The organism is Ochrobactrum sp. RH2CCR150 (assembly GCA_014138095.1).
Classification (GTDB): Bacteria; Pseudomonadota; Alphaproteobacteria; order Rhizobiales; family Rhizobiaceae; genus Brucella; species Brucella gambitense.
Map to the genome: position 1 here is coordinate 62,658 of JACGXE010000018.1, position 26,071 is coordinate 88,728.

The window sequence follows — 26,071 nt, forward strand, 5'->3', positions numbered from 1 at the left end:
ATTGTCGTGTCGTAATTCGGCTAGAATATCTGACTTAAGAACTGTTGGGTCCGAGGATCCTTGGCTGAGGTAAAGAACTCTTTCGGTGGAGCATGCTCGACAATCACACCTCGATCCGTGAAGTAGATGTGATCGGCCACTTCGCGTGCGAAGCCCATTTCATGGGTAACCAGAATGCAGGTCATCCCGTCGGACGCGAGTTCCTTTATCGTCGCCAATACTTCCTTGACGGTTTCAGGATCGAGCGCTGCGGTAACTTCATCGAAAAGCATAACGTCAGGACGCATGGCCAGGCTTCGCGCGATGGCGACGCGCTGCTGCTGACCACCTGACAGCTGGCCGGGATACTGGTTTTCCTTGCCAGTAAGTTTGACTTTTGCAATCAGAGCACGCGCCCGTTCCTCAACTTCCTGTTTTGGTTCACGCAGGACCTTGATCGGCGCCATCATGACGTTCTGCAAAACCGTCTTATGCGGAAACAGATTGTACTGCTGAAAGACTATTCCGACCTTTCGCCGCAATGCGAGCTTGTCGAGCTTGGGATCGTTCACCTCCTGCCCGGCGACGATTATCGAGCCCTTCTGCACTGGGCTTAGACCATTGATACAACGTATGAGAGTCGATTTGCCCGAACCCGACGGACCGATGATGCAGATCACCTCACCCTTGCTAACATCAAGACTTATCCCTTTGATAACTTCCAGATCGCCATACGCCTTGTGCACATCCTTTAGAGAAACCAGAGGGGGTGCATCGATATTTTCTTTATGCAGCATATCTTTTCTCCAGTTTCCTTGTCAGAAGCGCGATTGGATAGATGTACGCAAAGAACAGACAGAGAAGGAACAGATAGAACGGAAAGAGAAATTCCGGTCGTCCGCCCGACGCTTCCATTGCAGCCTGTGCGTTGGCAACAGACTCTCTGACGCTGAAAATAGAGGCCATCGGAGTGGAGAGCGTGAGTAGCGCATACCAGTTCATCCATGGGGGTATTGAACGCCGGAAGCTCTGTGGCAATATGATGTTCCAAAGTGTCTGAACACGGGTAAAGCCAAGACTTTCGGCCGATTCCCACTGCCCCGACGGAATGGAACGAACCGCGCCACGGACGATCTCGCTTATGTTGCCCATGACGGGCAGCGCAAAAGCGACGGTCGCTTTCATCCAGCCAGGAAACGGTATCACAATCCCGCCCGGAAGACGAAAATCCTCTGGCATCATATACATGGCGATGAAGAGAATAACGAGCCAAGGCGAGTTTCTCAGGAGATGCGTCACCAGGCGCGCGATGGCTCTTACCGGCCAGAACAAGCTGATCTGCATGAGACCGATTAGAATTCCGAGAACCGTCGCCAAGGCCATCGCTAAAAAACTCATATAAAGGTTCAGCAAAAAGCCACGCAAGATAAATGGAACCCACCCGAAAAGTGTCTCGACTGCGGTCGGCGTTCCGGCATTCATTGTTTGCGCATAAGCAACACACAATGATCCGAAAAACATTGCAACGAGACCAATTCCGTATCGCAACGACAGAGCGGTAGAGAATGCCGTTACGCCGTAGTGCGAAGGAACGATTGTGAAAGCGCGCTTATTCATGTCCATACCCCGGTAGTGCCAAACGGCGTTCGAGAGCGTGGAGGCCCCTGGCGAGAATACTCACGACCGCGACATAGAACAAAAAAAGCACGAGGATCATCTCAGGCACGTTGATGTTGTCCGACCAAACCTGATTGAGAACATAGGTCATTTCTGGAACGGCGATAACATAAGCAAGCGAGGTTGTTTTGGCCAAACTCACCAGGTTATTCGTCAAAGCTGGCAGGCTAATGCGAAACGCCAGTGGAAGTGTCACATACATATAGATTTGCCAGTTCGAAAAGCTGAGGCTTTCAGCGGCTTCTTTTGTCGTTTCAGGAACGGCTTCCAGGCCGGCCCGGAATATCTCGACGTTGAACGCCCCCCCAAAGATACCAAGCGAGATTACAGCCCACCCAAAAGAAGAGATAATGGGCTCGTAATATCCGCCCATGTCCACGGCTGGCGTGAACGCGCCTAGGCCGAAGTAGAAGAACAAAAGCTGGATCATCGGAGGTGTATTTCGAAACGCCTGGATATAGGCATCAACCGCCACGCGAATTATCGCGCTTTTTGACGTTTGTGCCCAAGCTCCCAACACGCCGATCACCAGCGACAGCAAGATGGAAAACGCCATAAGCCGCAGTGAAATCAACGCCCCTTCGAGAAAGCGGCTGAACTCGTAGTCGTCATAGAAGACGATGAAGTTCAAGCCCGCAGTCTCGTTCAGATTGCGGAAGAAACTTGATATATGTTCGATCATCATCACTCCGAGCTACTGCTGATGAGAAAGCACCGGCCTTACTCTTTCGGCTCGAGGTAAGCGGTATCCCAATGGAGCTTCTTATTCTGCTCGGTGAACCAATCAGACGGTGCGACACTCCATTTCTTGGCGAGTTCAATCAGCGTACCATCAGCTTGCCAGCGATATGCCATACCCGCCATGAATGCGCCCCAGCCCTTATCGCGTTCTTCAAGCGGAACAGCAGCAGCCCACGGATTATTATAAAGGGCCTGAACAGGCATTTCGTAATCTTGCCACTCTGGTGTCTCGAGATCAGCCATGATGCTGACATCATCGTAGACCCAGGCAATGCAACGTCCGGCGCGCAGCGCTTCCTTACCTTCGGAATTTCCGGTAAACGCAATCAACTTTGCTTTCAGTTGCCGTTCGACTTGTTGATTATAGTAGTTTCCCTGCTTTCCGCACACCGGCTTTCCAGCAATGTCGTCCCAGCTTTTGATGACACCCTTCTTGGCAAGCAAGGTCGGCCCCGAGGCCCAGTAAGCGGGTTCAATAATGCCGATGACCTTACGACGTTCCGCAGTATCATACATACCGCCGACAATCAGATCGATCCGGTTCTGTTGGAGGAACTGCATGCGGTTCGCAGATGTTATAATGACGGGCTCTAGTTTGACACCCAACGCATCCGAGACGCTCTTGGCGAGATCAACTTCGATACCTTGAAGATTGCCGTCCGCACCTGGGAAAGACCAGGGCTTGAAAGCCCCTTGCAAACCAACACGGAGAGTGCCACGCTCCAGGATTTCCTTCAATCGCTCGCCATCAGCACGAGCCTGGCTTGCAAAAAGCGAAATCGCCATAGTAAGCGTGGAAACTGCCACCAAAGCAAGATTTTGATGTCTGCGCATACCCATTTCAGTTCACTCCTCTTTTTTGTTTCGTTAGGATTTTGCAGGCTCTCCCGAACGGTGAATTTCCCGTTGGTATTGAAGAAACTTGTCTACTTCGCGCTCGATCCGCTCTGGCTCCCATCCTAGCAAATCCGCGATTTCACTGGCCGCATCAGTTGCAGTGGCTCGGTCTATGTGCCGCCCCCAACCTATGCCGCTACGGGTATAGAAGATACCTTTCAGATCCTGGGCGTGTTCTCGCGAGACATAATGCCGAAACGACAACGTGCCTTCATCGGTCTTCAACGGTGTATTCGTCTGCTGCGTTTGCCTTCTTTGCCGGTGAGGCCGCATCGGGATGTTTGCATCTACCGTTGCCAGCAGCTCCCTTCCTGCACTCATATGGCTCATAACCGGTCCGGCGGTCATCGCGAAAATTCCCGAATGGCCTTTGCCCTTCAAATCATGAATTTGCCGAACTCTGTCGCCGTCAGGATTTTTGGGATTGAAGGTCAACGGCCGCACACCGGCCCAGGTAAATTCGACCTTCTGTTGCGTCAGTTCGAGGGCTGGGAGAAGAAAATTGATTTCATCGAGTAAAAACTCAATATCGACGTCTTCGGCCCTAACGTTACTAGCGTCGCCTTCGAAATAGGTTTCGGTCGGGCCAATATGATACAGGTCCTCCTTGAACGGCAGACAATAAATCGGCATTCCCAATCGGTTAAGCGCCGCAACCCCATGACCACGATAATAATCCGGAAGACGAACGACTATATGCGCGCCTTTCGTCCCGTGAATCAGACGATCATTCCTCTCCCCGGACACCACCTGTAGAACGTCATCGATCCAAGTTCCGGCAAGATTGAGAATGATAGGTGCGAACACGCTGCTCATTTCACGATCTGCAGAGCTAAGATCGACCCGCCACAGCCCATCAGAGTTTTTTTCTCTGATGCTCGCATTGGTGAACAAACGGACATCAGCGCCGAGCTTTTCTGCTTCGATGGCCGCATCGACGCAAAGCCTATCGGGCCAGTCCATGATGTATTCGCGGTAAGTCGCTATCGACTTCAGTTGTTTACGATCTCGAAGGTCCTTTGCCAAAGGCACTGAGCTATCAAAGTTGCGCTTGTGCCGTTGGTACTCCAGCGGGAGTCGACCCGATCCAAGACGCTTCAAGAGCGAAAGCCCAATATCCAGGTGCCATCCACGCAGATCATCCGCTTCGTATAAAGGAAAGCACATTTTGAAAGGCTTGCATCGCATTGGTTGGAGACGCACCAGTTCTTCCCGCGCATTCATAGCGGCGCGCGCCATGGAAATCGCGTTCTTCAACTTCAAAGGCGAGGATGCGAACGTGCGGACCGGATGTCTCGTCTCAAAATATCTGAGACCGCAGTGGAGTATCCTGGACGATCTGCTCGACGCGCCGTTTGCGAAATCACCCTTTTCAACAAGCAAGGCCTTATACCCAGCGGCGCAGAGTTCGCGGACAGCGCTGGTACCGTTGATACCGCCGCCAATGACAATCACATCATAACTTTCGTCCCGTGCGGCCTCCATATTCATTTAACTACTTCCTTCCTCGGCGTCGGGCGAGTACAGCAGCTAATTTGGAATGCTCAAAATAGAAAAATTGGCCTCCATTATGCAGTAAATGCATAATGGATTGAGACCCCGGAAGTCTGGCAACTTAAAGATTCCTATCCGTCAAAAGTGCGGCAACTTCGCCAACACTGCGTCTCGCTCGCTGAAAAGAAGGTCCAGAAGCGCTTCCGATACGCAGCTTTGTGGACGGGAGTAAGGGCGAAGAAGCGCCACGTTGAACGGTATTTTAGGCAGGAATGGCACCAGCGTTACCCGATCATCAAGTTGGTGAATGGCCGTGTAAGGGTCTATAAGCGCGACCCCCAGGCCAATTTTGGCAAATTCATATGCCGCAGCGGAAATCGTTGTTTCATAAGCTGGGTCTAGTTTTTCACCCGCCGCGCGGAATGCCTGTGCGATAATCGGGCCAGCTGCGGTGAATGACGCAAATGATACAAATGGTACGTTTCGAAGATCCGGTGGTTCAATTTTGTCGCGGCTCGCGAGATGGTGGTCACGTGGAACCGCAGCAATATAAGCGGCATCGCTGAAAACTTCTGTTTGAAAGCCAGATCTGCGGAATGGGAGTTCAGCAAGACCAAAATCCAGCTGTTGGGACGCCGCCCATTCTTCGATCTTGGCAGAAAGCCGTATATTCAGCTGCACACGTGTTTGAGGCCAGCTATCTTTAAACTTCTTTAGCGCCTGGGGCATGAAACTTATCCCAAGGGCGGGCATAGCAGCCGCAGTTATACGGCTGGTTTCACCTTCGGCAACAGTTGCCGCAAAATTTCGCAAAGAATCGAGAGATGTATACGCTCTATCGATTTCATCCAGAAGAAGGTGGGCAACCGATGTCGGCGTGATCAATCCTTTTCTGCGCTCAAACAGAGTGACACCCAACTCGGTTTCAAGCTTATTCAGAAGCCGACTGACGGCGGGTTGACTGCGCCCTATAAGTTCAGCAGCGGCGCTTACCGTTCCAGTTAGCATCACTGCCCGGAAGGCTGAAAAGTAGATGAGGTTCATCCCTACTTCCCAGTTTTGTTTCCCTGGCTTTTTCATCAAATATCATCCCAGCACTTCAGTTGTGGCACACACTCGCCTACAACAGTGCCAAGGGCAAACGAAATAGCAGACAATAGCGATGTTAGATTGCAGTTCACCCGTCAGTATGAAGTAACGGCGTTTATCGGATAACAGCCCAAAGATGTTCCTTCATGACAGCCTCATGCAGCTCGACTCCAAACCCAATGTGTTCTGAGATCGGAAGGCGTCCGTTCCTGACCGTTTCCTCAAAGGGCACGGTAGCCACTTCAATATATCCGGGTATGTCAGCCCAATATGGGAAATGTTCTTGAATATAAAAATTGGGCAAACAGGCGCTCATGTGGGTCGCGATGTTGGCTGCGATAGAACTTCCGCATACATGCGGCTGCACCTTCAAACCATAGGCGTCAGCCATCGCTGATATTTTATGGACTTCCGCGAAACCACCCGCATTGCCAATATCGGGCTGCAATATACTGATCGCACGTCTCTCAAGAAGCTCGCGAAAACCTTGTCTGAGATAGTGCCGCTCTCCAGTCGCAATCGGAATATCAATCGACGAAGCGACTTGAGACAACGCACCGAGGTCGCCCGGATCGGTGATTTCCTCCACAAACTCGATATCATATTCTTTGATACGCTCACAAAACCGCATGGTGTCAGCGATAGAAATGCCGCCACCGAAATCAAGCATAAGCCTGATATCGGAACCGATCGCCTTTCGTACGTCGCGCACGCGTTCGATTCCAGCGGTGACGGCATCACGATTGTCAGAGTATCGACCATTTGGATGCCGCAATGTTCCATTTGGCTGTATCTGCGCCAACGGATACATCTTCAGGGCATAATGTCCGTCGTCAACAGCGTCGGCAGCTTTTCTAATCAGGTCTGAGTTGGATGTCGCTCCAAAATACCAGCCATTCGCATAGTAGTTCAGTTCATCGCGAATTTTTCCGCCAAAGAGTTCATATACTGGCACATTCAACGCTCTGGCGCGAATATCCCACAGCGCCTGTTCCATGGCGCTCATCCCGGCACAAGCAATTCCGCCGGGGTTCTTTAACCAGAACGCCTGGTCGTACATGTCCGAAACGATCCGATTGATGGACAGCGGATTAGCCCCCAGCAAAAACCGTTCGCTCAGATCTTTAATCATACCCGCTACAGCTGTGCCACCGCTTCCATAGGAAATGGCGGCCTCGCCTAATCCGGATATGCCTTCATCCGTCTGAATTTTCACCAGAACGGGCTTCAGGCCCTGTCCGCGCACATAGTAAACGTTGACGGACACAATTTTCATTTTTCAAACCCCACGTGCAGGAGAAGCACTCATTCCGCCGCGACCCCCGCCTGACGCAGTTTCAACCTGAAATCCTCCAGCGTTCCCTTATACTCCCACGTCTGAACGGTGTTGTGAGGACACTCAATAAAAATATAATCTTCGGTAACCGACAAAATTCTGGAAACCTTTATAAGTTTTGTTACAAATCCTCCCGCGCCAAGATCATCGATGACAGCTTTCCGATCCTCATTATATCCATGATATACTTTCGAAGCTCGAATTTCTGCAGTTACATACGCCATATAATCGTGTCCTCTTGGCTTTTTTGACATATTGATGAATGATACATCATTATATGAGCCGCACCTCTAAAGCAGAAATCGAAAGTACGCTGATCGGTATGCCGATTTTGCATACCTAAAGTCTGGCGGAAAGCTACTGTTGTGGTGTCGTTAAACCAAAATCTTCTGAACTGGGAATACTGGGTAACCTACTAATCGAAAGCGCGAAGCATCAGGAAAGCTTAGAAATTGTCGGAAGTGCTTCATTCTCAAGGACTGCGGATTCCTGTCAAGGATCGCCTTTATCACTGTGCCGAACACAATCACACGCTTTGAATGGACTCGAACCATCGGCCCCGGGAACCAGGACCTGTCTAGCACAAGCGTAATGTTGTGTGCCAAGTTTCCATGCAACGAGATTACCGTTACGATTTCGAGCCGCCCGATTCAGTCGGTCCCGGCTCGTATGGTCGATATTATAGGCTCGCGCCGCGTGCGCTTGTGAACATTTTCCTTGGATGACGGCTTGAGAATGAGCACCGCAGAACCGTTCACGCTCATGCCCTCATGTCTTGCGCCAAAACCAACCGGTTTAAGGCACTCCATGTTCACTACCTGATTGCCACTTTCGGCAAACGCCTATGTGTTGCCGCACTCAATGCTGCGTGCTCATAAATCCCGGTCATGAGATCAAGTGTTCTGGTCGTTTCCTCGAGCCGATGGTGTAGATTGGGAATCGAGCTGATGGCGTTCGAAAGAAGTGACCTACGCACTTCCGCATATCGGTCGGTCACCTCTATACCCTTTTCCGTCATGGTATAATTGACACCGGAACGACCGCTGCCAGTCTTCTCTACAAGTCCGGCAGCGATCAACTTGCGCAGGCTGTACTGGATGTTAGGAATGTCTTCCCGGTTCGAAAGTCGCGCCAAATCCTTAACAGATTTAGGTCGTTCATTCATGCGGATGATGTGGAGCATTGCATTTTCCGGGCCGCTTGCCGCCAAATCGATTACGGAGCCCAAACATTCAGCTTGCCATCGTCCGAACGCTTCGAACGCACGCATTAAGGCAAATTCCACCTCGGCGACATTAACTTCCAGAGGCGTGCAAGCAAGATGCCAGCTTTTATCGATCCCATGTCGTTCGCCATCTTTTTTGTTTTTGTTCATGAACTACGCTCCGATACCTCGCATGTTATGGTGATTGTATGATCGGCAATTGACAAGCTTGAAGTTTCAAATAGACTTTCTATCATAAATTATAACAAAAGGGGAATATGGCCATGACAGAGAACACTATGTTCGCCGGCAACCAGTTTTTGCTTGGCACGTTCGCATCGAATTGTTCTAGTGGCATGTCGGTGACAAAAGTGCCGGAGCGGTGGAAAAATACTTGGGAGAATAATCTCAAGCTCGCCCGCCTTCTTGACGATGCTGGTATTGATTTCATGCTGCCGATTGCACGCTGGATCGGTTACGGCGGCGATACAAACTTCCATGGCGATGTGCTGGAAACGACGACATGGGCGGCAGGCCTGCTTGCCAGCACAAAAAACATCAATATTTTCGCGACCATTCACACGGCAGCCAATCATCCAGCCGTCGTGGCAAAACAGATCGCCACAATCGATCAGATCAGCGACGGCCGTATTGGCCTCAATATCGTTGCAGGCTGGAACCAGCCAGAATACGAAGCGCTAGGGCTCAATTTGCCAACCGATCACGAAAGTCGCTACGCTTACGCTGACGAATGGTTCGATATCGTAAAAGTCCTTTGGCAAAAGACAGAAGCTTTCGATTATATCGGCAAATTCTTCGATTTGAAAAACATTCTGGGCGCGCCCCGTCCGTCACGTCAAGTGCCGATACTGAATGCTGCAGGTTCCGGTCAGGGCCGCGATTTTGCCCTGCGGAATGCCGATTTTCTGTTTACTCCTGCCATCGATCTGGATCGCTCCAGGTCTGAAATTGCCGAACTGAAAGCGAAAGGTGCCGACATAGGGCGAAATGTCGGTGTATTGACATTCTCTCACGTCGTATGCCGGCCAACCGAGAAAGAAGCCACTGAATATCTGCAACACTTCGGCAAAGACAATGCCGATTGGGTGGCTGTAGACAATCTTGTGAAACTGCAATTCGCCCACGCCCATTCGTTCCCCCACGATCTCCTAGCGCTGATCCGAGACCGGATGGCGGCTGGACATGGCGGCTTCCCACTGGTTGGGACACCTCAACAGGTGGCAGACGGACTGATATCGCTGCAAAAGGCCGGGTTTTCCGGCACGACGCTCTCCTTCGTCGATTACGCGGAAGAATTCCCCTATTTCCGTGACACTGTGCTGCCATTACTGGAACAGGCGGGCATTCGAAAACCCGCCCACAAGTCATCATATCACACTGCAAACTAGGTGGACTTGAACAGTGGGCGTTTCGACGCCAACTGTTCAAAACTCCCCGTTATAATTGTCGTTCGAAATGCTCGGATTCTAACGACCGGAACGGGGGCTGGAAGCAGACAGTCCGGTCCAGCCGAAAAATCTAGATATGCGGCAGTCGTTGCCTGCTAGAGATACCACTTGATTGCCGGTCAAAAATTACTCGGCGGAGAGGCTACTAAAGCGTTTGGCTATCTAATTAGAAGCGAACATGCATTTGTCTCTCATTTGCCATCTGTTGATGAATCGGACGGCCCACGGGTCGCGGGCTGCGTTGCCGCAATGGTCTTTGACCTAACCCCGCGTCGAAATGATGGCTTATGACAGCCGCCAATGGTACCAACGACTTCACCATGCTGCTTTATAAATTGCCAGAGCGTCGGCTTCGCCCAACTCTCTTGGATTGTTCACCAGCAGCCTTGTTTGCTTCATGGCGTCGCGGGCCATCGCATGCAGATGAGCTTCCTTAATGCCAACGTCTCGTAACCGGAAGGGCAGACCAAGCTTCACCGAAAGCGCAGAAAGTCGTTCGATGAATGCGTAGCAGCGCTTTTCTTCACCCAACTCTGCCCTGATATCTGGAAATGCATCAGCTGCAATCTCTGCATAATCCGAATATGCATTCTGAGCATTGAACCGCATGACATGCGGGAGTACCAGCGCATTTGAAAGTCCGTGAGGAACGTGAAAAGTTCCGCCTATAGGATAAGCAAGCGCATGTACGGCTGCGACCGGAGAATTCGCAAATGCCTGACCAGCCAGCATCGACCCGAGCAGCATCGCGCCTCTTGCTTGCCTGTCTGTCCCGTTGAATACGGCCCTTTCAATATTCGCTCCCAAAAGCTGCAAAGCCTGTTTGGCGAGCATTTTTGACAACGGATTATTGTTAGCATTTTGCGACGTATAAGCTTCGATTGCATGCACCATAGCGTCGATGCCCGTAGCGGCAGTGATATGAGGCGGCAGACCCAGAGTGAGATCTGCATCAAGAATTGCCACATCGGGCAGAATGATTGGCGATGACACACCACGCTTCTCATCATCGCCAGCGGTGATAATAGAAACGGGAGTTACTTCCGACCCGGTGCCGGATGTTGTGGGCACCAGAACCAGCGGTAGTCTTGGTCCTTTCGCTTGCCCCACCCCCCATACTGCATTGATATCTTCACCTGAACCGCAAAGCAGTGCGACTATCTTAGCAACATCCAGCGAAGAGCCTCCGCCAAACCCGACGACGCTTGTTATTTTCTTGGCTCTCGCTTGCTCCGTCGCGGCTAGAACCGTTGCAAGCGAAGGATCAGCCTCGACACGATCAAAAACCACTGTTTCAACGCCGGATTCTGCCAAGGATTGAAGTGCAGGATCGCATAGACCGAGTTTAAACAGACCAGGATCCGTTACGAACAAAACCCGTTCACCCAATCTGTTTTGCACCAGTGCGCCCATTTCGGAAGACGCGCCCAGACGAAAGATGATCTGGGCGGTGGTATTGAACGTGAAAGGTATCATGCGGCTTTCCTTGATGGTCACGCCAGAATTCCCGATCTGCGCGTCAGGTGCGAATGTTGAAAACGGCCTTCAAGCACCGGTTATCGCTTGTAATCCCAAAGCGACTTATTGCTTGAAGAAACGGCAATGGCACCCTGCTTCATTGCCGTAGCAACATCGGCCTCGTTGCAGATGAAGCCAGAAGCCACGATAGGCGGGAGGCGGCGCTTGTCCTCGGCAGATAGGTAACCCAGCATCGGTGATGGCATGATCTGTACCAGATTTGGTGCGCTTTGCGAGATTGCCTTCAGGCTGCGGGGCCACGTGGAACGGTCGGTCACAAAGACCTTTTGCATGGTCAGAAGGCCGCATTGTGCGGCCTTCTGGATTGTTGGAACACGGGTCGACAGCAGAACCGAAATGCCAATCTCGGCAAGGAATTCGATAGCTCCCTTGTCCTGTGACAGGCCTTCACAACTGTCGATGTTCAGAACGATCAGCTTGTTGCTCTTCTTAAGCGCATTCAGCACTTCAGCCACATGGCGCAAGGCAATATTGGCAACGATGCCAACTTCCGCCTTGCTGTCCAGAAATGCCTGAAGATTGTCCACGCCGTAGAGCGTTGCCATGACTGGCGCCCGCAAAAGCCGCTCACCGATCGTTCTGTCCAAAGTCATTCCATCATTTTCCGTCTCTTGGCATGTCGAGCGAAAGGCCGAGCTTGCCGGGGTTAAGCAGATTGTCCGGATCGAGCGCTTTCTTCACTGTTTCCAACAGGGGAAATGCCGATCCCAGAGCGTCCTTCATGTAAGGTGCACGGAGCAGTCCGACACCATGATGATGGCTCAAGGCCGCACCATACTTGATTAGAACGGCATTGGCAGCATCCCATGCAGCACGATACCATTCTGCGCGCTTTTCCACTTCCACGTCACCACGCAGCGAAAAGTAAAGGCAGGCGCCGTCGACATAGGCATGCGACTGGTGCGCCGATCCCGCCAATGTACCCGGCACGGCATTGATGGCAGCCACGACTTCATCGTAGATAACAGGCAGGTCGCGCCAGCATCCGGTCATTTCCAGCGTATCGGCAACAAAGCCGGGGCTGCGCTTGAAGCCCTCGGCGCTCTTGCCGGTCAGGTAACGCGTATCGAGCCACTTCTCGAAGATCGTGTCACCATCGAGCTTGTCACCGAGTTCGGCGCAAACCTTCTCGCTGATCGCCATCACGGCATCAACCATTTCCTGCGCGCCTTCATCGGCGATCAGCAGCACGTTGCTTTCCGGCAAGCCGAACTGCACGCCACTTTCCAGCTCATCGTAAAGACGCAGCGCTGCCGGATTGGCACCGCCCTGCATGATGCGGCGGCAGGCTTCCAGACCGACGGCAAAGCTCTTGAACCCATAGGCGATCGCGCGAGCATAATCCGGCAGGCGATGCAGTTTAAAGCGCGCCTTCACGATGATGCCGAGCGTGCCTTCCGAACCAATGAATATCTGCTGCAAATCCGGCCCGATTGCTGCGCGGGCATAGTTACCAACGGTCACCAGTGAACCATCGGCCAGCACAACTTCCATCCCGTAGACCATATCCTCGATCTTGCCATAGCGTGTCGAAAGCTGACCCGCGCCGCGGCAGGCGATCCAGCCCCCCACAGTGCTGATACCGAACGAAGACGGCCAATGCCCCATGGTCATGCCAAAATCACGCTGGATCATTTCCTCGAAAATATCGCCGAACATGCCAGCTTCAACTTCGACGATCTGGCTGTCCGCATCGAAGCTGACAAAGCGGTTGAGATTGCAGACATCAAGCACGATACCGCCACGCAACGGCAGCGCCGCGCCCGTAACGTTGGAGCGCCCGGCAGAAACCGTGACGGGCACCTTGGCTTCATGCGCAAGTCGCATAACGGCCTGAACCTGCTCCACCGTCGAAACGCGAACGAACACGCCGTCAACCGTTGCAGGCTTTCCACTCGTTTCAGCGACCATCGTACGCGCCCACCAGTCGCGTGTGTTAATGACGACATCTTCGCGCGCGGTCAGAACTTCGTCTGCAACGCCCCGCAGCTTTTCAACGAGAGCGGCATCTATTGCAACAGTGTTCTGAGCCAGATCGGCCTCGGTGCCAATTTCCTTGATGCTGCCGGCATAATGCGGCTGTGTCGGGGCACCGACGACATAGTTTCCGCGATTATAACCGCGCTTGATGGCTTCCTTGCTGATCATGTTCAGTTCGCTCCTATGAGAATGGATTTTTCTTTTTCGGTCGCGGCCACATAGGCTGCGACCTGATGGTCGATTTCTGTCTGGGGGAGGCCAAGCTCCTCACCCAGCAAAGCGCCCACCTTGGCAGCGGCACGGGCGGACGCATCGCGCGCCATCAGGCGGGCACGCATACGACGCGACAGCACATCATCGATGGTCCGGGCAAGTTCATGCCGGGCCGCGTAGACCACTTCGCCGCTGGTATAGGGCAGTCCTTCCACAACTGGTTGGCCAAGTTCAGGCCGAGCGGCCATCAGATCGCTGACGAAGCGTGATTCCGTGCCGTAACGTTCGCCCAGATGCGCCTCCATGCCACCCGAAGCGACGATTGCCTGCGCGTCATAACCGGCAGCCCCCAGCAGAAATGCCTTCTTGGTGGTGCAGCGACGGCGATCACCCAGAACTTTTGCGGCGGCGTCCACCGTCTGTTCGGCCATATGGCGCGACGTCGTCAGCTTGCCGCCGACAATCGTGACCAGGCCATCAGGCGCAACATGCACGGAATGGTCACGTTTGACGTCCATCGTGCTGCCGCCCGATGAAGCGGCGACCAGCGGACGACATCCGGCAATGCTGCCGACGACATCATCCGGCGTCAGATCGATATTGAGCGCGCTGCACGCGCCCTCGATCAGAAAATCGAGCTCGCGACGCGTGCAATGCACATCATCGAGATCGCCCTGATAATCCTCGTCGGTCGTGCCGAGATAGGAGACGTTGCCCCAGCGTGTGATAGTCGCGCGGCGGCTGCGGCCTGGCACGGGAACCGTCACCGTGCAGTCGTTGCGGATCTTCAGCCAGGGGATCGCCACGTGAACGCCCTTTGCGGGGCGAACATGCAACGGCTTTTCGCCACCTTTACCGAGCCCCATCCAGTCCCGCAGCCATACGCCCGTCGCCATGATGACGGTCTTGGCGCGCACCCGGATTTCCTTGCCCTCGACGGTATGGACAATAGCGCCGTCAACCCGGCCCGAACTGCGTGTAATCTCGGCCACCTTCGAATGATTGAGGACCGTGGCCCCGTAAAAGCCGGCAGAACGAGCCAATGCCAATGTCAGGCGCGCATCATCAACCCGGGCGTCGAAATACATAAGACCGCCGCGCAGATATTCGTCCTTGAAGGTCGGACAATGCGCCAGCACTTCCGCAGCAGTCAGTTTCTGATGCAGGATGCCTTCGCGCCAGCCGCCGGCCAGATCATATGTCCAGAGCAAGCCTTCGAACGCCTTGGCGAAGCGTGCATCGAATACACCGTCCCGCTCTAGTATCGGAAACAGGAAAGGCAGGCGCTGCACCAGATGGCCAGCATTGCGGCGCAGGCGCTGGCGTTCCAGCAAGGAATGACGAACCAGCCCAAGATTACCCTGTTCAATGTAACGCAGGCCGCCATGCACCATCTTGGAAGATTTCGATGATGTACCGGATGCAAAATCATCCTTCTCGACCAGCGCAACACGAAAGCCGCGCAGACTTGCGTCGAAGGCGCAATAAGCACCGGTCACACCACCACCAACGATCAGAATATCATAGGTTTCAGTGGCGAGACGGTCTTCCTGTTCCGACCGGTTCAGCCGCAGCGGCTCGGTGCGGATCATCCGGGCGCGATCCTTGTCCGCGCGCCGGGAGCGCAGATTCAGCATTTCAACTCCTGTTTAATGATAGTGACCCGACTGAACGCGTGCGACTTCCTCATCCATAAGGGAGTGCCATCTCGCTCTACGGTCCTGTCGTTCCATTTCACTGGTCTTGGGGATAAAAAGATTGCCTTCGGGTAGCGTAGTGCGCGCTTCTGCAAGGTCGCTCCAGAATAATCTGTCGCTGCCTGCCAGAAATGCGGTGCCCCGCAGGCTTGCGCGATCCTGATCGGCCATGCGCCGCACCGGAACGCCACTGAGATCTGCCTGTAGCTGAAGCAGCGTATCACTGGAGGAAAGCCCCCCACCCGCCACAACTTCCCGCACCGGAACGCCAGCCACGTCCGCACTCGCCTCCGCGCAAGAAACAACCGAATGGGCAATGCCTTCCAAAATGGCATGCGCAAGATGCGCCCGGCTATGTGCCATGGAAAGTCCGGTCAGCGATGCCCGGCCATCCGGAACGATGTTAGGCTGACGCAATCCTGTGAGAGTCGGCATGAAGAACAAGCCATCGGAAGACCGCACTGTTGCCGCCAGTTCGCTGATCTCCTTGGCATTCTCGAACCAGCGCATTTCGTTGCAGAGCCAGTTGAGCGCTGAACCAGTGGTAGCAGCATAGGTCTCGACCGCGAAATGCGAGAGATTTTCGCTTCGCCAGGCCGTCATCGTGAAAGTTGCTTCATAGAGGCCGGGATTTTTCGGCGTCTGCTTTCCGATCACAAGATCAACGAAGCTGCCCGTACCGTGTACGCACATGGCCTGCCCCGCATCGTGACAGCCAAGACCGACAAGGCCACCCAGCTGATCGCCGCACGACGCCTTGATCGGCACGCGGATACCCAGAATATCCTGCCGTGTATATCCGAAATCGTCAGCGTCCTGCTTCAGTTCAGGCAGTAGTTCCAGCGGAAAATCCTGCGCCTCGATCCAGTCAGTGAAATAGCGGTTCTCACCGAGAATATAGGCACCGGCGGAGGTTGCGTTCGTCGGTGTAGTGACGACCTTGCGTTCTTCGGACAGGTTCCAAAGCAGCCAGCTGTCGACCGTACCGAACGCAAGTCGCTTTGCCTTCCACGCCTCACGCGCGGCGGGCGTTTCCTGCATATGTCGCGCAGCCCAGAGATAGATAGCTCTTCCGCCAACCGGGCGGCCGGCGAGCGAGACGAGTTTTGCGTCCCATTTAGCGCCGAGCGGTTTCAACTCTTCAGCATAACGCGAATCCTGCCAGACCATGGCTGGGACAAGCGCCCGGCCCGTTTGCGTATCCCACAGAACACCGGTTGCGCGTTGCGTGGCGATTGCCATTGCAGCGATCTCCACTCCCGCATCGCGTGCTGCGGCAATCGTCTTGCCGCACACTTCGATGGTCTTTTGCAGGAGAACATCGGCGTCCTGTTCCACCACGTTGTGACGTGGTGAAGAGACGGCAAGCGTCGTGTAGTTGACCGCGAAGACCGAACCGTCGGCCGCGACAAGCGCGGCCCGGGTTCCGGACGTTCCTTCATCAATGGCCAGGATGGCCTGTCTGGGTCCGTTCACATTATCCTCCGTTGTTACCGGTCGCCTTCGAACTGCGGCGCATTCGGTTCGTCATCCGGGCTGATCTTTGAGCGGGTTGGATCCCACTGAATGACCGAGCAGATGATGCAAGCAATCAACGGAACAACCGACAGGATCAGGAAGGTCGTGCCAAGGCCGTAGGTCTCACGGAAGATCGGGAAAACCAGCAGTCCAAGGGCAGCACCCATGGCACCAAGCGCACCGATGATACCGTTGGCGCCCGCACGCAGTTCGCTGCGGAACGACAGTGACGACAGGCTCTTGCCGTTGGCCCCCGGACCACCCGAGTGAAACAGGATGAATAGCGAAGGAACGATCACCGCAAGCCACGTCGGCATGCTGTCGTGGAACAGGCCCATGATGACCAACATCACAAAAACTGCACCAAAGCCGATAGCAGAAGCCCGACGCAGGCCCAGCACACGACCGATAACCGGCGAAGAAAATCCACCGATAATGCCGAATATGTTGAACACCAGCGTGCCCAGCATGGCGTAGAGAAAGTCCTTGCCGAACAGTGCTGCACTGATGAGCGGCAGGTACCAGCCCACCGCAAAGTACTGGATTGACTGTCCGATCTGCACGGTCGCAGCAAGAATGGTGCGCGGCAGATAAATGCCACGGAAAATCAGGGCGACATTGGCGATGCCGCGACGGGCCTGATTGAGGACCGGTAGACGATCTTCGGGCCGAGCGGCGATGAAGTCACGACGATAGATACGGGTCATTGCGCGAGCAGCGTCTTCCAGTCGTTCCTTCCGGGCGAGCCAGATGGGGCTTTCAACCATGAACACTGCCTGAAGCGCCATAATGGCAAAGGCAAAGACACCAGTGGCAGCGACGGAATAGCGCCAGATCGCATCACCCACGTCCCAGCTATAGAACAACATGGCCAGAAGCACATTCGTACAAACGGCTGTGTACCAAATTCCCTGCCAGGTATTGAGACGGCTGCGCAGTCGTGCAGGTGTGAACTCTGCAAGCACGGCCATGGCAATTGCAAAGTCGATACCGTAGGCAGCACCCACAAAGAAACGGCCCATGAGAATGACTTCGTAGGAATGGGCCGTCATCACCAGCACCGCTCCGATGAGAGCGAGGAGCTTTGCAAAGATCAGGGGGCGCATACGTCCCCAGCGATCGGCAATCCAACCGCCGATCGGATTGAATGCGATCGACACCCAAGAGGCAAACGACGTCATCAGCGCGACCTGCGCCGCATCCAGCCCCAGATCGCGGGTCATTGGCCCAAGCCCTGCGCTCAGCGCCGAATTGGCAAAGGCGTCCAGAAACAGGCCGCCGAGCGCGAGCCACCAGATGACTCCGGCGCGACCTCGAATACCGTCATTGGCATCTATATAGGAAATAATATCCGGCACACCCCTAAGGGCTATTTTGCTTCCGCGCATTACGGCGTCCTCCCAACGTCGCTATGACATCTGCAAGAGGACTTATCCGGATTTCAGACACAATAAGACCAACCTTGCAGATGGTCTTAAATCTTCAGTCTGCATCTACGCTTATAACTGGTTTTTAAGAGGAGTCAATGCGCCAGATTTTATCACTGAACAACGATGGTTTGCCAGCGATATCCAACAATTTTCTCGACCTTGAAGCGTGTTGAAGCGCCCAGAATGCAAATAGTTTAGTTCTTAGAATGAACAGCTTCCACCTCGCGCTGCCATCCTCTTTACATAATTGCCCATCTGCATTCTTCGGCCTTTAACGACTGGAACGGGTAGATATCCGACCCCTCCTTGCCCCCAGTAGACCGTTCCTGGATTGTGATGGAGTGTTACATAGAACTAAAAACTGTACTTGCTTACAAAACGGAATTGTATGCGGATCGGCACCTTTCAGGACTTCATGAAATTTAATCTAACAATGGATGTGAAGGTGCAAAGCGGCTCGACCGCATAAATGCGATTTGCCATCGGTTGCAACGGGACGACACGGCGTGGCACGGGGTCGGGCGATCAGAGGAAACCAATGTAACACCGTCCCCTTTCATGAATTCAATGTGCTAATGTGGAGACAAAAGCGCCTCTCTTTTCACATAACGAACGCATTTTCCTTGACATACGTCACGTATGTCAATTATTTGCATACGTAGCGTATGTCAAATTGTGTCACATATGAGGTGCACCGACCGACGCCGCAATGATCGTCATTATCCGGGCGCTCAGTTTCCAGGAAGGTTACTACCATGACCAAACGCAATGCTGTTTTTCCGATGAACCGCCATGCCCTCTACGAGGCCCACGGTTACTCCGCTGCTATCGCGTCCGGCGATCTTTTGTTCGTTTCCGGTCAAGTGGGAAGCAGTGCCGACGGCTCGCCTGAGCCGGACTTCGCCAATCAGGTCCGGCTGGCCTTTTCCAATCTGGAAGCAACACTGGCCGCAGGCGGTTGCACCTTTGATGACATCGTCGACGTAACAACGTTCCATACCGATCCCGAAAATCAATTCGAAACGATCATGGCGGTGAAGAGCGAGATATTCTCCCATCCACCCTATCCGAACTGGACCGCGATCGGTGTCAACTGGCTCGCCGGCTTCGATTTCGAGATCAAAGTGATCGCTAGAATCCCGGTTGGAATCTGAATCTCGACTTGCAGGTCAGCACGATATGGCAACACTTCATTTAGCGTAACCGTCGTGCTACCGATCCGCTGACGACCCTTACCGACACTCGATTGCCCGAAGCGATCCGGCCAGTGACGAACACAATGGTAAACTTCATATCCGGTCCAAAATACGGACATATCCTGGCTGCCTCAGCACGCGAATGACGACAGGGAACTTGCAACGTAGATGCTACCCGCAAGCCCCGACCCAAAACTTATAGGCGTTTGAGACTAGGCTTGCGGCGGACTACCTACTTGATTGTCACCCGTCTGTGGAACGGGTGAGTGCTTCCCAGTCGTCGATCTCGCGGAGCATCGCGTGAAGCCGATTGCGAACAAGACCAAGTGCGTCGCTGCCCAAAAGCAGTTGCGGCGGAGGGCTTTCGGACATCACGAGAGACATCACTGCTTCAGCAAGCTTTTCCGGATCACCAAGCTGTGCGCCGTGTTTTTTTTGCCGCGCTTCGCGGATCGGATCAAAGAGCCCGTCGTACTCGTCGATCGAGCGCTCTGTGCGTACCATGGAGCGCCCCGCCCAGTCGGTGCGGAAAGAGCCTGGGCAAAGCGCGGTGACGTGCACCCCAAACGGTGCCATCTCGGTACGCATAACTTCCGATATTCCCTGTAGCGCAAACTTGCTACCGCAGTAATAGGCGATCCCCGGCATTGTGATAAGTCCGCCCATCGAGGTTACGTTGACGATAAATCCCGAACGCCTCTGGCGGAAGAGCGGCAAAAATGCCTTGGCCACAGCGACGGCGCCAAAAACATTCACGTCGAACTGGCGCTGCATCTCAGACAATGGGGATTCCTCCAGCACCCCCTCGTGCCCGTAACCGGCATTGTTGATCAGTACGTCAACCGGGCCGAAATCGGCTTCGGCTCTTTGAACGACCCCCTCAATGCGCTCAAATTCGGTGATGTCGCATAACACTGTATGCGCTCTTGGAAGTCGCTCGAACATGGAGCTGCGTGCCTCTTCGGAACGAACGGTGCCGATCACATTGTGCCCCGCCCGCAGCGCTGCACTGGCGATGGCAAACCCGAAACCCGAATTGGCACCGGTAATGAAGAACGTCTTGGCTGTCATGATTGGGCCTTGCCTGTGCGTTTCGATAGATTGTAAAATATTCTGAAACGAACCCGTCAAACAGCGCGGATCCTCTGTTATAGTTGAACGATCCTATGAAACCTGACGAACTTGCCTGGCAGGCATCTCAACTAGCACCGCACCCTGGATACAACCCTACGGCCTTGGGTGGCATACGCATCTTACGGTCTGAAGCCGTTCTGGAGGATGTACCGGTTCTCTATAGACCTAGTGCGGTCTTTGTGCTGCAAGGCGCGAAACAGGGCTTCCTGGATGGGCAAATCTATCGCTACGATGCTGATCACTATCTCGGTGTATCGGTTCCAGTGCCATTCCGCATGGCGTCGCAAGCTAGTCCCGAAATGCCACTGCTCGCGCTCTACGTGGAATTCGACCTGCATCTCGCTGCCGAGATCGCTGTGATGCTTGAGAACGGCAGAAATACGACGCAAGAGCAGGCTCGGAGTCTTGTCTCAAGCCCCTTGTCTCAGAAGTTGCGAGATCTTTTGCGCAGAACCATGAGTGCGCTTACGGACCCGCAGGAATGCGCGATCCTCGGACCCGGCATTATGCGGGAACTGCATTACTTGGTCCTCGTCGGGCCTCAGGGAGGCGCTCTTCAGGCAGCCCTGCGTCACCGGGGCCCTGCCAGCCGGATCGTAGATAGTCTTGCACGTATTCGCGGATCGTTCACGACGGGCGTTTCCGTCCCGGAATTGGCAGCAGCAGCCTGTATGAGTGTTCCTTCCTATCACGCTCATTTCAAGGCCTTCACCGGCACATCTCCAGTCCGCTACATCAAGGCCATGCGACTGCACGAAGCGCGTTTGATGATCGCGTCCAACCATGGCTCAATCGCCAGTGTTGCAGCCGAAGTCGGCTATGCCAGTGCCGCCCAGTTCAGCCGCGATTTTCGCAAGCATTTCGGGCGAAGTGCTACCGAGGAGGTCCGCTGGATGCGAGAGCATCTGGGAGAGCAGGCCTGACGGTGAGCCAGACCTGCACCGACCATTTCTCGCCTACTTCAAACGAAGACTTTTCCAAGGTGTCCGCTTATGAGGGCTGGATCTGATGCCTCGAATGACTGAAATGAAGGCGTCAAGGTGGTCACGCGCAGATCTGATTGCCAGTCAAAGGTTTAGAGATTATGGCGCCCGAAACGCTTCACGAGAGCGGACCTTCTGCTGCTAGAATATTCAAAACGACAAGCTTACACCACAAGTTCTTGCCCCATAGATCTTGGTTGAAGCCCGAAGCGGTCGGTCGGGTCTATTATGCTTGACTTTGACGAAGAGATTCTTTTAGTGGAGTGATTTACTCATATTAGAATCGCCGGATCGGGCGATGAATATTCGTTGATCGAGGGACATCCATGCCAATCCACGCTCGCCGCGGCCCGCTTCGCTTTGCCCTTGCCAGCTCCGCCCTTCTCGCTTCCACTGCTATCGCCTTTGCTCAGGACGCTTCACAGCCTCTAGTGCTTAACACTGTGACCATCGAGTCACAGAGTAACGACACGTTGGTTCAGGATGGTTATGTCGCCAAGAAGGACCGTGACGGCACGAAGATCGACACGGAAATCACCCGAATTCCTCAATCGATTTCCGTCATCACCCAACGCCAGATGGAAGACCAGAAGCCGACCACACTGAACGATGCGCTGAGCTATACGGCAAGCGCCAATCCCAACAATTACGGCTTCGACACGCGCTATGACGCGTTCTACCTACGCGGTTTCCCTGCTTACTATAACGGCATGTTCCGCGATGGCCTTCGCGTCATAAACGGACCGTCGGCCTGGCCGAAGACGGAGCCTTACGGCATCGAAGGCATCACTGTGCTCAAAGGCCCAGCCTCGTCGCTTTATGGCGTCAGCGGCCCCGGCGGTATCGTCAATGTTGTCACCAAGCGCCCAAAAGACGAAGATTTCCGCGAAGTGGAACTGCTGGTCGGCAACCACAATCGTTATCAGGCCGCCTTCGACGTGTCTGGCCCGGCCAATAACGAGAAGACCTTTCTCTACCGCATCACCGGCCTCGGCCGTGTGAGCGATACAGAACTTCCCGGATATCCGGACGACAAATATTATATTGCGCCCGCCTTCACGCTGAAGCCGGACGAAGACACGAGATTTACGGTTCTGAGCGAGTTTTCGCGTTCCAAGACCGGCGGAACCGCCGCATTCTACAATCCGGCCTATGGCGAGGTATCGGATATTTACGAAGGCGATCCGGCCTATAATGACTTTGTGCAGAAACAGGGCCGCATCGGCTACGAATTCGAGCATCGCTTCAACGACCTGCTGACAATTCGTCAGAACCTGCGTTATAGCGACGTCGATGCCGATCTGGAATATAGCGGCCATTACGCGACAGCAGGCAGTGCAGATCTTTCTCGTTACTGGGGCCACTATACCGAGCGGATGAAGAATTTCGTCGTCGATACGATGGCGCAGTTTGACTTCGACACCGGCCCGATGACCCACAACGCCATTGCAGGTATCGACTATGGCTGGTCGGATTATAACGCCTATAGTGGCCTGTCCTATGTATCCGTCGAGGATACGCGATCGCAGGATGCGCCCTATTATGGCGGCCAGAAGATGAATCAGGTCGGCATTTACGCCCATGACCAGATTGAGTGGGACAATCTCACGCTGTTCGGCAGCGGTCGCTACGACTGGGTGAAAACTAATACGACCGATGTGGATTTTTCCGAAAGCGAGCAGAAGGATAGCGCCTTCTCCGGTCGTGTCGGCGTGGCCTACAAGACGGAATGGGGCTTCATTCCTTATGTGAACTATTCCACCTCGTTCTCGCCCAATATCGGCTTCGTCTATGACGATCTCGCCAGCGATGAAAAGCATGTGGCAAAGCCGACTATCGCCAAGCAGAAGGAAGTCGGCGTCAAATACGAAATCCCCGGCTATAACGCTGTGATCAGCGCGTCTGTCTTCGACATCGATCAGCAAGATGGCGTTGTGCTGGTTGCCTCTGCGGATCGCAACAAGCAGCGCCAGCTCGATCTCAACTCGCGCGGCTTCGAACTGGAAGCCAATGCCACGCTCGATAACGGTCTTGGCATTATCGCGTCCTACACCCATCTGCGCGTGAAGATCGAAGGCGGCACCGAGGGCACGGAAGGTAACGAGCTTTCCGGCACGCCCAACGACGTACTGTCCTTGTGGGGCAACTACAAGATCGAGAACGGCGTGCTGGCTGGCCTCGGCTTCGGGTCCGGCATTCGTTATGTCAGCTCCAGCTATGGCGACGACGAAAACACCTTCAAGAACGACTCGCGCGTGATGGTGGATGCAGCGCTGTCCTACGACTTCAGCTATCGCAATCCGAAGCTCGACGGCATGGTGCTGCAAGTGAATGCGAAGAATATCTTCGACAATCGCGACCCAGTCTGCACCGCTGGCTATTGCTACCAGCAAGATGGCCGCCAGATATTCGGCAGCCTGCGTTATCGCTTCTGATGGATTCGATGCAAAAACAGGTCGATATGCCGTCACAGCCCGTTACGCCTGCCCGCGTATTCCTGACGATCAGCGGGCTCTATATCGCGCAGAGCGTCATTGGCGGGATTACATGGACTGGCTTGCCTGCGATCATGCGGGACAGCGGTGTGCCGCTTGATCGCATCGGCCTCGTTTCACTGATCATTCTGCCATGGGCGCTCAAATTTCTTTGGGCACCGGCAGTGGAACGCTTCCGACTACCCCACAGAGGCAAAGCCCGAACGGCAACCATCATTCTCGGCGGCGGTGCTTTCTCGGTGATTGGCCTGCTGATCATCGGGCTTATCAACCCGTCACAGGTCTATCCGCTTCTCGGCATATTGATGCTGATCGCCTTTGCAACGGCAACAGTCGACATCGCCTGCGATGGCTATGCGGTGCAGAGCCTGTCGGAAGACAATTACGGCTGGGGCAATGCCGCACAGGTCGGCGGCGCCTATCTCGGCTCTGCAATCGGTGCAGGCCTGTTTCTGGTTCTCGTCGGTACATTCGACTGGCGTATCGCCATCTGGACAATGGCGCTCATTCTGTTGCTGCTCGGCCTGCCTTTCGCACTTTTCGCCAACAAGGACTCCGTCGCGGAAACACGCCAGCATGTGCCGTCGCTGGCGGCAGCGTTGCGGCGGCGCGACATTCGACGCGGGCTCGCCGCAGCGGCCGTCTATGTCATCGCACAGAAAGCCGGGCTGGCGATGCTCGGTCCCTTCCTGATTGATGCTGGTCTCGACCTCACTACTGTTGGATTACTGAACGGCGCCGGAAGCATGTTCGTCGGACTTGCCGCAGCGCTTGCCGGTGGTGGTTTCGTGCGCGCCTTCGGCGTGCGGAAGATACTCACGGCAGCACTGTTGCTTCAGGCACTGTGCTTTCTGTTTTTCGCCATGCATGCGAGCGAGAAAAGCGCCAGTGTTCAACTGATCGCCGTCGCTATTGTCAGCTCATCCGGTGTTGTGGCACTGGGCTTCGTGGCGCTTTATGCACAATTCATGGTGTGGTCAGATCCCCGCCAGGCAGGCGTAGATTTCACACTGTTCCAATGTATGGATGCCCTCATCAGTATGGCGGGTGGTGTGGCAGCAGGATATGTCGCCCAGTATCTCGGCTATGGCTTCTTCTTTTCCATCGTCACAGCACTTGCTCTTGCATCAATCCCGGCAATGTGGGCGCTTTGCGTACCAGGTTCGCGTGTTGGACAAGCAAAATAGAACCATGAAGCGACTAAAGGGAGAAGGTTATCGGCGTGTTTCTGTTCTAGTTCGAGTGTCAACAGCTTAGTCAGCATTTCCTTGCAGCCAACCTTCTCCAGATTGCCAGTCAAGAACATGGGCCTTTCCCAATAAACTACAATTCTTCAAAGAGTTAGAACAAATTGCGTCTCTCTGTCTTTGCACAAAATTGAATGACGATCGCGGTCGGCACGGTTCGAAATAAAATCGAGTCTTTCTTAATATCGCGAGAACGTATCCTGTGAACTTTGGCCATCAAAGTAACTCGCTACAGTAACCTGTACAACGGTAACGTTGATGGCGATGGCGGCTCTACGTTCAAATCCAATAATCCAATAATCCGATACCGATGTCGCGCGCAGATTAATTTGCTGCGGCGTGGACGGGTATTCAAAGCAACACACATGATTTTGCGTTCGATTGATGTAACCCAGCGACGTGTCGAACGATGCATTGCAAGAGATTTACGGCGTGCCGATGGAAGTCATGCGCCACGCCGCAACCGGGCATCTGATTGCCGCTCCTCTCTAGTCAGAGCGGCTGGCCTGCAAGGTAACGTTCCAGTGTCCTGGTCGTGCCATCCTGCCAGATTGCTTTGAGTGCCGAACTGAATGCAGCGACATAGGCGGGATTGGCGGCAAGCGCCCCGAAAATATCATCCATTGCCAGCCACGCAGCCGGATCAGCCTTGGCAAGTGCTGCCTGTTTGGTCAGGCGATCCCATGACGGATCATTCGGCTCGATGACCGCCCCGCTGTCCGTCGTGCCATAGCAGTAGCGGCACCAGAGAGC

21 protein-coding genes and 1 pseudogene are annotated in these 26,071 nt (G+C 54.1%); 5 read left to right on the top strand and 17 right to left on the bottom strand.

Annotation, left to right across the window (positions count from 1 at the left end; genetic code table 11):
- Positions 1 to 20: 20 nt before the first annotated feature.
- The 9 genes from FHW03_RS23125 to FHW03_RS23165 all read right to left on the bottom strand — a co-directional run bounded on the left by FHW03_RS23125 (position 21) and on the right by FHW03_RS23165 (position 8,588).
- Positions 21 to 776 (bottom strand): amino acid ABC transporter ATP-binding protein, encoded by a 756-nt coding sequence (locus FHW03_RS23125; RefSeq protein WP_377515543.1) that lies wholly within the window; start codon positions 774 to 776, stop codon positions 21 to 23.
- Positions 766 to 1,596, bottom strand: a complete 831-nt coding sequence (locus FHW03_RS23130) for an amino acid ABC transporter permease (RefSeq protein WP_182522784.1) — start codon at positions 1,594 to 1,596, stop codon at positions 766 to 768. The genes FHW03_RS23125 and FHW03_RS23130 overlap by 11 nt, the downstream gene beginning before the upstream one ends.
- The gene (locus FHW03_RS23135; protein WP_182522806.1) at positions 1,589 to 2,338 is read right to left on the bottom strand and encodes an amino acid ABC transporter permease; all 750 of its coding nucleotides are present in this window, start codon (positions 2,336 to 2,338) and stop codon (positions 1,589 to 1,591) included. The genes FHW03_RS23130 and FHW03_RS23135 overlap by 8 nt, the downstream gene beginning before the upstream one ends.
- Positions 2,339 to 2,376: 38 nt before the next feature.
- Entirely contained in the window at positions 2,377 to 3,237 is an 861-nt protein-coding gene (locus FHW03_RS23140) for a transporter substrate-binding domain-containing protein (RefSeq protein ID WP_308669823.1), read from the bottom strand.
- A gap of 27 nt (positions 3,238 to 3,264) precedes the next feature.
- Positions 3,265 to 4,785: an FAD-dependent oxidoreductase gene (locus FHW03_RS23145; RefSeq protein ID WP_182522785.1), complete on the bottom strand. Its 1,521-nt coding sequence runs from the start codon at positions 4,783 to 4,785 to the stop codon at positions 3,265 to 3,267.
- Positions 4,786 to 4,926: 141 nt separating this feature from the next.
- Positions 4,927 to 5,868: a LysR substrate-binding domain-containing protein gene (locus tag FHW03_RS23150; RefSeq protein ID WP_377515546.1), complete on the bottom strand. Its 942-nt coding sequence runs from the start codon at positions 5,866 to 5,868 to the stop codon at positions 4,927 to 4,929.
- A gap of 124 nt (positions 5,869 to 5,992) precedes the next feature.
- On the bottom strand, positions 5,993 to 7,153 hold the full coding sequence (locus FHW03_RS23155) for a mandelate racemase/muconate lactonizing enzyme family protein (protein ID WP_182522786.1): 1,161 nt from the start codon (positions 7,151 to 7,153) through the stop codon (positions 5,993 to 5,995).
- 29 nt (positions 7,154 to 7,182) lie between these two features.
- Positions 7,183 to 7,437: a hypothetical protein gene (locus FHW03_RS23160; protein ID WP_182522787.1), complete on the bottom strand. Its 255-nt coding sequence runs from the start codon at positions 7,435 to 7,437 to the stop codon at positions 7,183 to 7,185.
- 590 nt (positions 7,438 to 8,027) lie between these two features.
- A complete protein-coding gene (locus FHW03_RS23165) occupies positions 8,028 to 8,588 on the bottom strand; it encodes a winged helix DNA-binding protein (RefSeq protein WP_182522788.1) in 561 nt (186 codons plus the stop codon).
- 107 nt (positions 8,589 to 8,695) lie between these two features.
- Between FHW03_RS23165 and FHW03_RS23170 the strand changes: the two genes are divergently transcribed.
- Entirely contained in the window at positions 8,696 to 9,826 is a 1,131-nt protein-coding gene (locus tag FHW03_RS23170) for an LLM class flavin-dependent oxidoreductase (protein ID WP_210277401.1), read from the top strand.
- 375 nt (positions 9,827 to 10,201) lie between these two features.
- Here the strand turns inward: FHW03_RS23170 and FHW03_RS23175 are convergent, their stop codons facing one another.
- The 6 genes from FHW03_RS23175 to FHW03_RS23200 all read right to left on the bottom strand — a co-directional run bounded on the left by FHW03_RS23175 (position 10,202) and on the right by FHW03_RS23200 (position 18,221).
- Positions 10,202 to 11,362, bottom strand: a complete 1,161-nt coding sequence (locus FHW03_RS23175) for an iron-containing alcohol dehydrogenase (RefSeq protein ID WP_182522809.1) — start codon at positions 11,360 to 11,362, stop codon at positions 10,202 to 10,204.
- 80 nt (positions 11,363 to 11,442) lie between these two features.
- Complete coding sequence (locus tag FHW03_RS23180; protein WP_138784347.1) at positions 11,443 to 12,018, bottom strand: glycerol-3-phosphate responsive antiterminator; 576 nt, start codon at positions 12,016 to 12,018, stop codon at positions 11,443 to 11,445.
- Between the two features lie 4 nt (positions 12,019 to 12,022).
- On the bottom strand, positions 12,023 to 13,573 hold the full coding sequence (locus tag FHW03_RS23185) for an FAD-binding oxidoreductase (RefSeq protein ID WP_182522789.1): 1,551 nt from the start codon (positions 13,571 to 13,573) through the stop codon (positions 12,023 to 12,025).
- Positions 13,574 to 13,575: 2 nt separating this feature from the next.
- Positions 13,576 to 15,255 carry a glycerol-3-phosphate dehydrogenase/oxidase gene (locus FHW03_RS23190; protein WP_182522790.1) on the bottom strand — a complete coding sequence of 560 codons (1,680 nt, stop codon included), beginning with the start codon at positions 15,253 to 15,255 and terminating at the stop codon, positions 13,576 to 13,578.
- A 12-nt stretch (positions 15,256 to 15,267) separates the two neighbouring features.
- A complete protein-coding gene (locus tag FHW03_RS23195; protein ID WP_182522791.1) occupies positions 15,268 to 16,791 on the bottom strand; it encodes an FGGY family carbohydrate kinase in 1,524 nt (507 codons plus the stop codon).
- 14 nt (positions 16,792 to 16,805) lie between these two features.
- Positions 16,806 to 18,221 carry an MFS transporter gene (locus FHW03_RS23200; protein WP_182522792.1) on the bottom strand — a complete coding sequence of 472 codons (1,416 nt, stop codon included), beginning with the start codon at positions 18,219 to 18,221 and terminating at the stop codon, positions 16,806 to 16,808.
- 797 nt (positions 18,222 to 19,018) lie between these two features.
- Here FHW03_RS23200 and FHW03_RS23205 point away from each other — a divergent pair.
- Positions 19,019 to 19,417: a RidA family protein gene (locus FHW03_RS23205; RefSeq protein WP_182522793.1), complete on the top strand. Its 399-nt coding sequence runs from the start codon at positions 19,019 to 19,021 to the stop codon at positions 19,415 to 19,417.
- A gap of 285 nt (positions 19,418 to 19,702) precedes the next feature.
- Here the strand turns inward: FHW03_RS23205 and FHW03_RS23210 are convergent, their stop codons facing one another.
- Positions 19,703 to 20,530, bottom strand: a complete 828-nt coding sequence (locus FHW03_RS23210; protein ID WP_182522794.1) for an oxidoreductase — start codon at positions 20,528 to 20,530, stop codon at positions 19,703 to 19,705.
- Between the two features lie 95 nt (positions 20,531 to 20,625).
- Here FHW03_RS23210 and FHW03_RS23215 point away from each other — a divergent pair, with 95 nt between their 5' ends.
- From FHW03_RS23215 to FHW03_RS23225, 3 genes are all read left to right on the top strand, one after another.
- Entirely contained in the window at positions 20,626 to 21,516 is an 891-nt protein-coding gene (locus tag FHW03_RS23215) for an AraC family transcriptional regulator (protein ID WP_182522795.1), read from the top strand.
- A gap of 386 nt (positions 21,517 to 21,902) precedes the next feature.
- Positions 21,903 to 24,011 carry a TonB-dependent siderophore receptor gene (locus tag FHW03_RS23220; RefSeq protein ID WP_182522796.1) on the top strand — a complete coding sequence of 703 codons (2,109 nt, stop codon included), beginning with the start codon at positions 21,903 to 21,905 and terminating at the stop codon, positions 24,009 to 24,011.
- Positions 24,012 to 24,019: 8 nt separating this feature from the next.
- Positions 24,020 to 25,258, top strand: coding sequence for an MFS transporter (locus tag FHW03_RS23225; RefSeq protein WP_377515552.1), 1,239 nt, complete (start codon positions 24,020 to 24,022; stop codon positions 25,256 to 25,258).
- 552 nt (positions 25,259 to 25,810) lie between these two features.
- Here FHW03_RS23225 and FHW03_RS23230 read toward each other — a convergent pair.
- Positions 25,811 to 26,071: pseudogene (locus tag FHW03_RS23230) on the bottom strand (mannitol dehydrogenase family protein); the annotation flags it as partial.

Bases quoted from the DNA above. Each gene is read 5' to 3' on its own strand.
- FHW03_RS23170 (WP_210277401.1), top strand. From the start codon at position 8,696: ATGGCCATGACAGAGAACACTATGTTCGCCGGCAACCAGTTTTTGCTT.
- FHW03_RS23140 (WP_308669823.1), bottom strand. From the start codon at position 3,237: ATGGGTATGCGCAGACATCAAAATCTTGCTTTGGTGGCAGTTTCCACG.
- FHW03_RS23130 (WP_182522784.1), bottom strand. From the start codon at position 1,596: ATGAATAAGCGCGCTTTCACAATCGTTCCTTCGCACTACGGCGTAACG.
- FHW03_RS23165 (WP_182522788.1), bottom strand. From the start codon at position 8,588: ATGAACAAAAACAAAAAAGATGGCGAACGACATGGGATCGATAAAAGC.
- FHW03_RS23215 (WP_182522795.1), top strand. From the start codon at position 20,626: ATGAAACCTGACGAACTTGCCTGGCAGGCATCTCAACTAGCACCGCAC.
- FHW03_RS23200 (WP_182522792.1), bottom strand. From the start codon at position 18,221: ATGCGCGGAAGCAAAATAGCCCTTAGGGGTGTGCCGGATATTATTTCC.
- FHW03_RS23155 (WP_182522786.1), bottom strand. From the start codon at position 7,153: ATGAAAATTGTGTCCGTCAACGTTTACTATGTGCGCGGACAGGGCCTG.
- FHW03_RS23150 (WP_377515546.1), bottom strand. From the start codon at position 5,868: ATGAAAAAGCCAGGGAAACAAAACTGGGAAGTAGGGATGAACCTCATC.
- FHW03_RS23185 (WP_182522789.1), bottom strand. From the start codon at position 13,573: ATGATCAGCAAGGAAGCCATCAAGCGCGGTTATAATCGCGGAAACTAT.
- FHW03_RS23190 (WP_182522790.1), bottom strand. From the start codon at position 15,255: ATGCTGAATCTGCGCTCCCGGCGCGCGGACAAGGATCGCGCCCGGATG.
- FHW03_RS23135 (WP_182522806.1), bottom strand. From the start codon at position 2,338: ATGATCGAACATATATCAAGTTTCTTCCGCAATCTGAACGAGACTGCG.
- FHW03_RS23125 (WP_377515543.1), bottom strand. From the start codon at position 776: ATGCTGCATAAAGAAAATATCGATGCACCCCCTCTGGTTTCTCTAAAG.
- FHW03_RS23225 (WP_377515552.1), top strand. From the start codon at position 24,020: ATGCAAAAACAGGTCGATATGCCGTCACAGCCCGTTACGCCTGCCCGC.
- FHW03_RS23145 (WP_182522785.1), bottom strand. From the start codon at position 4,785: ATGAATATGGAGGCCGCACGGGACGAAAGTTATGATGTGATTGTCATT.
- FHW03_RS23205 (WP_182522793.1), top strand. From the start codon at position 19,019: ATGACCAAACGCAATGCTGTTTTTCCGATGAACCGCCATGCCCTCTAC.
- FHW03_RS23180 (WP_138784347.1), bottom strand. From the start codon at position 12,018: ATGACTTTGGACAGAACGATCGGTGAGCGGCTTTTGCGGGCGCCAGTC.
- FHW03_RS23160 (WP_182522787.1), bottom strand. From the start codon at position 7,437: ATGGCGTATGTAACTGCAGAAATTCGAGCTTCGAAAGTATATCATGGA.
- FHW03_RS23220 (WP_182522796.1), top strand. From the start codon at position 21,903: ATGCCAATCCACGCTCGCCGCGGCCCGCTTCGCTTTGCCCTTGCCAGC.
- FHW03_RS23210 (WP_182522794.1), bottom strand. From the start codon at position 20,530: ATGACAGCCAAGACGTTCTTCATTACCGGTGCCAATTCGGGTTTCGGG.
- FHW03_RS23175 (WP_182522809.1), bottom strand. From the start codon at position 11,362: ATGATACCTTTCACGTTCAATACCACCGCCCAGATCATCTTTCGTCTG.